This is a genomic window from Pseudovibrio flavus, from assembly GCF_009711345.1.
GTDB lineage: Bacteria > Pseudomonadota > Alphaproteobacteria > Rhizobiales > Stappiaceae > Pseudovibrio > Pseudovibrio flavus.
Genome location: NZ_SMMA01000062.1, coordinates 302836 through 309188, shown reverse-complemented (window position 1 = coordinate 309188; position 6353 = coordinate 302836). Strand labels below are relative to the sequence as shown.

General features: G+C 53.9%; 3 protein-coding genes. 1 reads left to right on the top strand and 2 read right to left on the bottom strand.

Annotated elements, in window-relative coordinates; all coding sequences use genetic code 11:
- Window positions 1–4405: cadherin-like domain-containing protein (locus tag E1162_RS11850; RefSeq protein WP_155130935.1), on the top strand; the 4405-nt coding region annotated here is incomplete at its 5' end.
- A 70-nt stretch (window positions 4406–4475) separates the two neighbouring features.
- On the opposite strand, the gene choV is transcribed toward E1162_RS11850, so the two are convergent.
- Both choV and choW read right to left on the bottom strand, forming a co-directional pair.
- On the bottom strand, window positions 4476–5501 hold the full coding sequence (choV, locus tag E1162_RS11845) for a choline ABC transporter ATP-binding protein (RefSeq protein WP_371311918.1): 1026 nt from the start codon (window positions 5499–5501) through the stop codon (window positions 4476–4478).
- Window positions 5498–6349: a choline ABC transporter permease subunit gene (choW, locus tag E1162_RS11840; protein WP_155130933.1), complete on the bottom strand. Its 852-nt coding sequence runs from the start codon at window positions 6347–6349 to the stop codon at window positions 5498–5500. Before choW ends, choV begins: the two co-directional genes overlap by 4 nt.
- Window positions 6350–6353: the final 4 nt, after the last annotated feature.

Genomic DNA, 6353 nt, shown 5'->3' with positions numbered 1-6353 from the left:
TGTGGATGCAGCTGATGCATTGCCGGGACAGGATTCCAGCGGTTTCTTCGGTGATATCAAAGTGAATCTCAACGTTGTCGATAGCCGCAATCCGGGAGAAACGGTCACCAACTCAAAGACTGTTTCCGTCGAGGTTGATATCGATGTGGAAGCGGTCAACGATCCGTCCACTCTGCCAAATCCTGTGGCGGTTTCGGAAGCAACCGTTGATGCAGCAGGCGGCTGGCTGGAAATTCCGCTCTCGCCTGCAAATCCAGATATGGATGGCTCAGAAACAATCGAGAGCCTTGCCATCTTCGGTATTCCGAAGGGTGTTGTTGTCTTCTATGAAGACGGTGGCGGCAATCTGGTGCCTGCAAAGCTCATTCGTGTAGAGCCGGGTAACGGCACAACAGATTGGGTGCTTGAGGGCGGCCAGTGGTCTACTGCGGTTCTGCGCGGAATTCCTGAGCACTTCTCCGGTGTTGTTACAGCTGATCCTGTAACGGGCGAGCTGATGCGCAGTACGGATGGCTCGACCAACATCACCGCACAGGTCCTGACGCGTGAGTTCAACGATAATGAGACCGGACAAACCAACACCGGCCCGCTCGTTATCGAGGTAACGCCTTCCGTTGATGGCGGAAACCCGAACCAGACCTACAACATTCTTGAGGATACAGCGTTCAATCCGGGTATTGATGGCAACCTCATCGATAAGAGCGATGACTCGCCAGAAGAACTGGTCGGTAATGTCATCATCAGTCTGGATAGCGGACTGCCAACATCGTTCGGCGTGGAAGCACGTTTCTTCATTGGTGATCCAGCTGGTGGTGGTACAGAGATCTTCCCTGATGTGAACGGTGACATGGTCATCGATTCCGCTGATATCAGCGATTTCTTTGTTGTTCCGCCAAAGGATAGCAACGAAGACTTCACACTCGGTATTGAATACACGGTGCGTGAGGCGACTGACCCGACAGGGCCAACGAAGACCGAAAACGGCACGCTGACCATCAACGTGAAGGGCGTTGCAGACACTCCGACCATCACCGTGCCTGCTGGTGGAGCCTCTGAAGCCTACACCGGTGATGATAGCGGCGCATTCCTGCTGGATACGTCCGTTTTGGGACCAGATGGTGCAGCAACACGCCTTGGCGGCATGATGCAGGAAATCATGCCGGACGGTATCAACTTCGATGGCTCGGAGAACCTGTTCTTCGTAATTACGGGTGACAGCTTGTCGACAGTTGCGCCGGGCGGCGGCTTGAATACCGGTACGCCAAGCGTGAGCTTCCAGAACGGGGTTGATACAGGTGCAGGAGCGATCATTGTTTCAGCCGCCGACATCGGAAATCTGGAGTTTGTTCCGGTCAACGTGAACGGACAAACCGATTATCAGTTCACGCTGACAGCAATTGTGGTTGAAGATGATGAGATGATCCCGAGTGGTTCATCGCTCACCGATGCTGCAGCTCTTGAAGGCGTTGCCATTGCGCAGGCAGACTTTTACGTACAAGTGACGGATGCCGGTGGCGGCGGTGGCGGAGACGGCTGTGATATCGATGATCTGCCTGATCCACCAGATGTCACCATCTCGCCAATCGTCGGCGTTGAAGATCAAGAAGCCATGTTCACGTTGACGCTGAACAACTATGGCGGTGATTTCTCCAACATACCGAACGGTGGTTCTATCCAGATCACAGGTATTCCGAATGGTTCGCTGGTTCGTGCAGAGCCTGCCGATGCAATCTCTTATAACCCTGTCACGGGAACCTATTTCGTGAACACGGCTATTGTGGATGCATCGACCGAGTTCTTTGTCACCTACCCAGAGCACGTTTCCAGCGCGAACACACCGTTTGACGGTTTGGATGAGTTCTCGGTGACCTCGTTGTCGCTGGACGCAGATTGCGGCTTCTCCAACAGCGTTGAGCAGGTGACAACGGTTTACATTGAGCCTGTAGCAGATGCGCCGAAGGTGAATGTATCTTCCGCTGGCGGACTGGAAGACAACACCATTCCGTTCTCCATCGGTGTCGCCCTTGTTGATCCGGGTGAAACCATAGCAGCGACCTTGGAAGTCACCATTGATGCAAGTCTTGGCGTCATTGCCGATGCTGGCGGCACACCTCTGACGCCTGTGAGTTCGGCAGGAGGAGTTCTGACTTATGAAGTGCCGAGCGGCACCGCAAGCCTGAACCTCATTCCGACAACCCATCTGCACGGCGATATTCCGATCAATGTGAAAGCAACATCGGTAGAGCCGAATGGTGATACAGCCTCAACGACTGCAACAGTGGTGGTTGGTGTTGAAGCCATTGCTGATACGGGTTTGGTGGATGTTGACATCTCCTTGCCAACTGGCAATGACAATGGCGATATTCTGCCATTAGTGACGACGCTGGAAGACGTTGATATCCTGCTTGAGAGTGTGATTTCGACTTCGACGCCAGATACGGACGGTTCTGAGGTCTATAACATTACGATCTCGGGCATTCCGGACTTCCTGACTGTCAACGTTGGTACAGATAACGGTCTGGACGGAAACGGCTTGCGCAGTTTCACCCTCACTCCAGCAGAGTACAGTCAGCTGAAAATCGGTCTGGTGGATGAAAATGCTCGGACGCCGGATAGTCTGGATGCGACTTTGCCAGATCAGGTGCGGCTCACCTTGGAAGTGAACACGCTTGAACTTTCCAATGGCGACACAAACTTCGGCATTGGAGACTTCCTGTTCAAGGTACTGCCAGATGCAGATGTTCCAACTGTGAGTGTCTCTGATACCTCAACAACCGAAGACATGGCTGTTGCCTTGAGTATTTCCGGTGCGGTCACTGACCCGCACGAGGAAATCGCAGAGTTCATCATTCGTGATGTTCCTGCTGGTGGCCAGATTCTGGTGGACGGGATTGCCGTTGCGACTGGTCCTGCAGAAGCAACCATTGATGCAGCGGATATCGGCAAGGTTAGCTTCCTTCCGCCGCCAGATGCTTCAGGTGACTTCACGCTGAAAGTGGTCTCTGTTTCTTCCGAGCCAACTGTTGCAGATCAAAATGCAGCGAACGCGACAGAAGAATCCCTGCCTGCAGACCTTGTGGTTTCTGTTGCACCAGCACCGGATATCGACCTGTCTGCATCGGCTCAGGATGTGGCCCAAACAGGTCAGCCTATTCTGGTAGATATCGATGTTTCGGCAGCGGTTACCGACAGTGTTGGCCCAGTTGCAGAAACGCTGGATGAAGTGACGATCAGCTTTAATGGTCTGCCAAGCGGCACAACGTTTAACGTTGGCACGTTGAACCCTGATGGGGATACGCTGACAGTCTCGCGCAGTGCCTTTGGTAGTGAGCAGGCGTTTATTACAGCGCTCGCCACCATTATGGCGACACTGCCGGGTGACTTCTTCGGCGATATCACAGCTCAGGCGCAAGCAATGAGCAGTGAAGGCCAAAGTGCCCCGTTCAACTTCGGCTTCAACGTCAACGGCCAGCCGACTTCTGCTTCGCCGCTGACGCTTGATAGGGAAGATGTGGGCGAGTTCACCTTGAGCGAAGCCGATCTGCTTAGCACCTACAGTGATCCGGATGGCGATATGATGAGCGTTTCCAACGTTCAGACTACATCCCCTGATGCAATGATTGTTGCAGGACCTGCCCCAGGCACTTGGGTTGTGACCGTCAACGATGGGTTTGAGGGCGACATTCCTCTGACCTATACTGTGACCGATGACGCCGGTGTGCCGGCAATGGCGGCTGCAATGGCAACCGTGAGCGTCGATAACCGCGTTGAGCTGCAAATGGCTGATACAGGCATCGACCAGCAGGTAACAGATGGCGTCACAGGCGATCTGCTCGATGATGTTACCGGTACAGCCGGCACATACAACGTCGCCGAAGGTACAGGTAACAATGATGTCGTCGAAGTTGATGGCACCCGCGATTACGAAGAGGTTGAAGAAATCAGCACCTTGAGTGGTCAGGATCTAGTTGATCTGTCTCAGGCAGCTCGCGGCTTCACTGTAGACCTTGGCGAAGGCAACGACTTTGCCATCGGCTCCAACGCAGCGGATATCCTGAAAGGCGGCGGCGGTGCTGACCGTCTTGATGGCGGCGCAGGCGCAAACACCCTTGAAGGCGGCAGCGGTGCAGATACGTTTGTTATCTCCTCGACAGACGCTATCGACTTTATCGCCGACTACAGCTCCGCTGATGGAGATGTGGTAGATCTGACAGCGCTGTTTGATGTGGCCGGAAGCGTCAACGATTACGTCCAGTACGACAACGCCACTGGTAACTTGAGTGTTGATGTAGATGGTTCGTCGAACGGCCAGAACTTTGCGGTCTCGGCCACACTCGGCATGATGCCAGCGACGGTGACGATCAATATCGACGATGGCTCAAGTGAAAGTCAGGTAACAATCTAACCCTACTAAAAGTCCCGCGATCTCTCTGGTACACTTGGAGGTCGCGGGATAATCCCGTCTCTTCCCAAAATCAGGTCAGGCTGTTCAGGACGTCTTTATCTCTGATGATACCCAGAGGCTTTTCATCCTTGATAACAAGGATAGGGCCCTTGTCAGCCTCCAGCAGCTTTACAACGTCAGCCAGCGGCATCTCAGGTGAGCAAGTCAGCGTCACTTCAGACGCATCACCAGATAGCTCGGACATGATATCTTGAGCCTTGAGAACGGTGAGCGGATTCATATGACCGATGAAGTCGCGCACGTAGTTATCTGCCGGTGCACGGATGATCTGTGAAGCGGTTCCGATCTGGATGACGCGGCCACCTTCCATAATCGCAATTCTGGAACCGATTTTCGCAGCTTCATCCAGATTGTGGCTCACGAACAAAATCGTCTTTTTGAGCTTTGACTGAAGCTCAAGCAGTTCATCTTGAAGGCGGCTGCGGATCAAAGGATCAAGAGCGGAAAACGGTTCATCCATCAGCAGGATCGGGGCATTCGTTGCAAAGGCGCGGGCAAGGCCCACACGCTGCTGCATGCCGCCAGAAAGCTCTTCTACGCTTTTGTCCGCCCAGTCTGTAAGACCAACCAGTTCGAGCTGCTGATCAACGCGTTCGCGGCGTTCGCGAGCAGGAATGCCTGCGAGCTCAAGGCCAAAGCCCACATTGTCTCGCACTGTACGCCATGGCAACAGCGCAAACTGCTGGAATACCATGGTGACACGGTTACGGCGCAGCCAGCGCAGATCCTCGCTAGAGCATTTGGACGGATTGATGACTTTGCCATCAACATAATGCTCGACTTTGCCTCGGGTGACTTTGTTCAAGCCATTGGCAGAGCGCAGAAGGCTGGATTTGCCGGAGCCGGAAAGGCCCATCAAAACGATGACTTCACCCTGCTGAACATCAAAATTCGCACCAGCAACACCAACGGTCTGGCCGGTTTCCTCTCTAATAGAACGACGGCTCTCGCCTTTGTCGATAAGCGGCAGCGCTTTCTTCGGCTTGTCACCGAATACGATATCGACGTTCTTGAAGGAAAGGATGGGTCCGTTCACGATGGCTTGCCCTTTTTGCGGCGGATCGGACGGAACAGCCGGTCGAGAATAATTGCAATAAGTACGATGGCAACGCCTACTTCAAAGCCCTGCGAAATATTCATCGTATTGAGGGCACGTAGCGTTGGCACGCCAAGACCATCAGCACCTACGAGCGCAGCAATCACTACCATGCTCAGGGAAAGCATGATCGCCTGCGTTAGGCCTGCCATGATGTTAGGCAAGGCGTACGGCAGTTCGATTTTGGTAAGGCGCTGCCAAGGCGTTGCACCAAAGGCTTCACCAGCTTCCAGCAAATGCTTTGGCGTTGAAGAAATGCCGAGCTGAGTGAGGCGGATCGGAGAGGGAAGCGCAAACACCACTGTCGATACAAGGCCCGGTACCATGCCCAAGCCGAACAACACCAGCGCCGGAATGAGATACACAAAGGTCGGCACGGTCTGCATGAGATCCAGAACAGGGCGGATCCACTCGTAGAACTTGGGCCGGTGGGCGCAAAACACACCAACAGGCACACCAATGACCATGCAGATTGCGGTTGCTGTAAGCACAAGCGCAAGCGTCTCTGTCGTTTCGCGCCACAGACCTTGGTTGATGATGAACAGCATGCCCAGCAGAACGAACGCCGTCAGGCGATAGCTTCTGCGCAGGTAGAAAGATAGCGCTGAGAACAACGCAACCATTACCAGCGGGGGTGGGCCTTGTAGCAGCCACATCACCCCATCAATGATTGTTTCAAGGCCAACGGAAATACCGTCGAAGAAGCCTTCTGCGTTGTCTGTTAACCAGTCGACGCCTGCACGGGCCCACTCTCCCGCAGGCAGTTTATGATCGGTCAGCCAGTTCAACGGA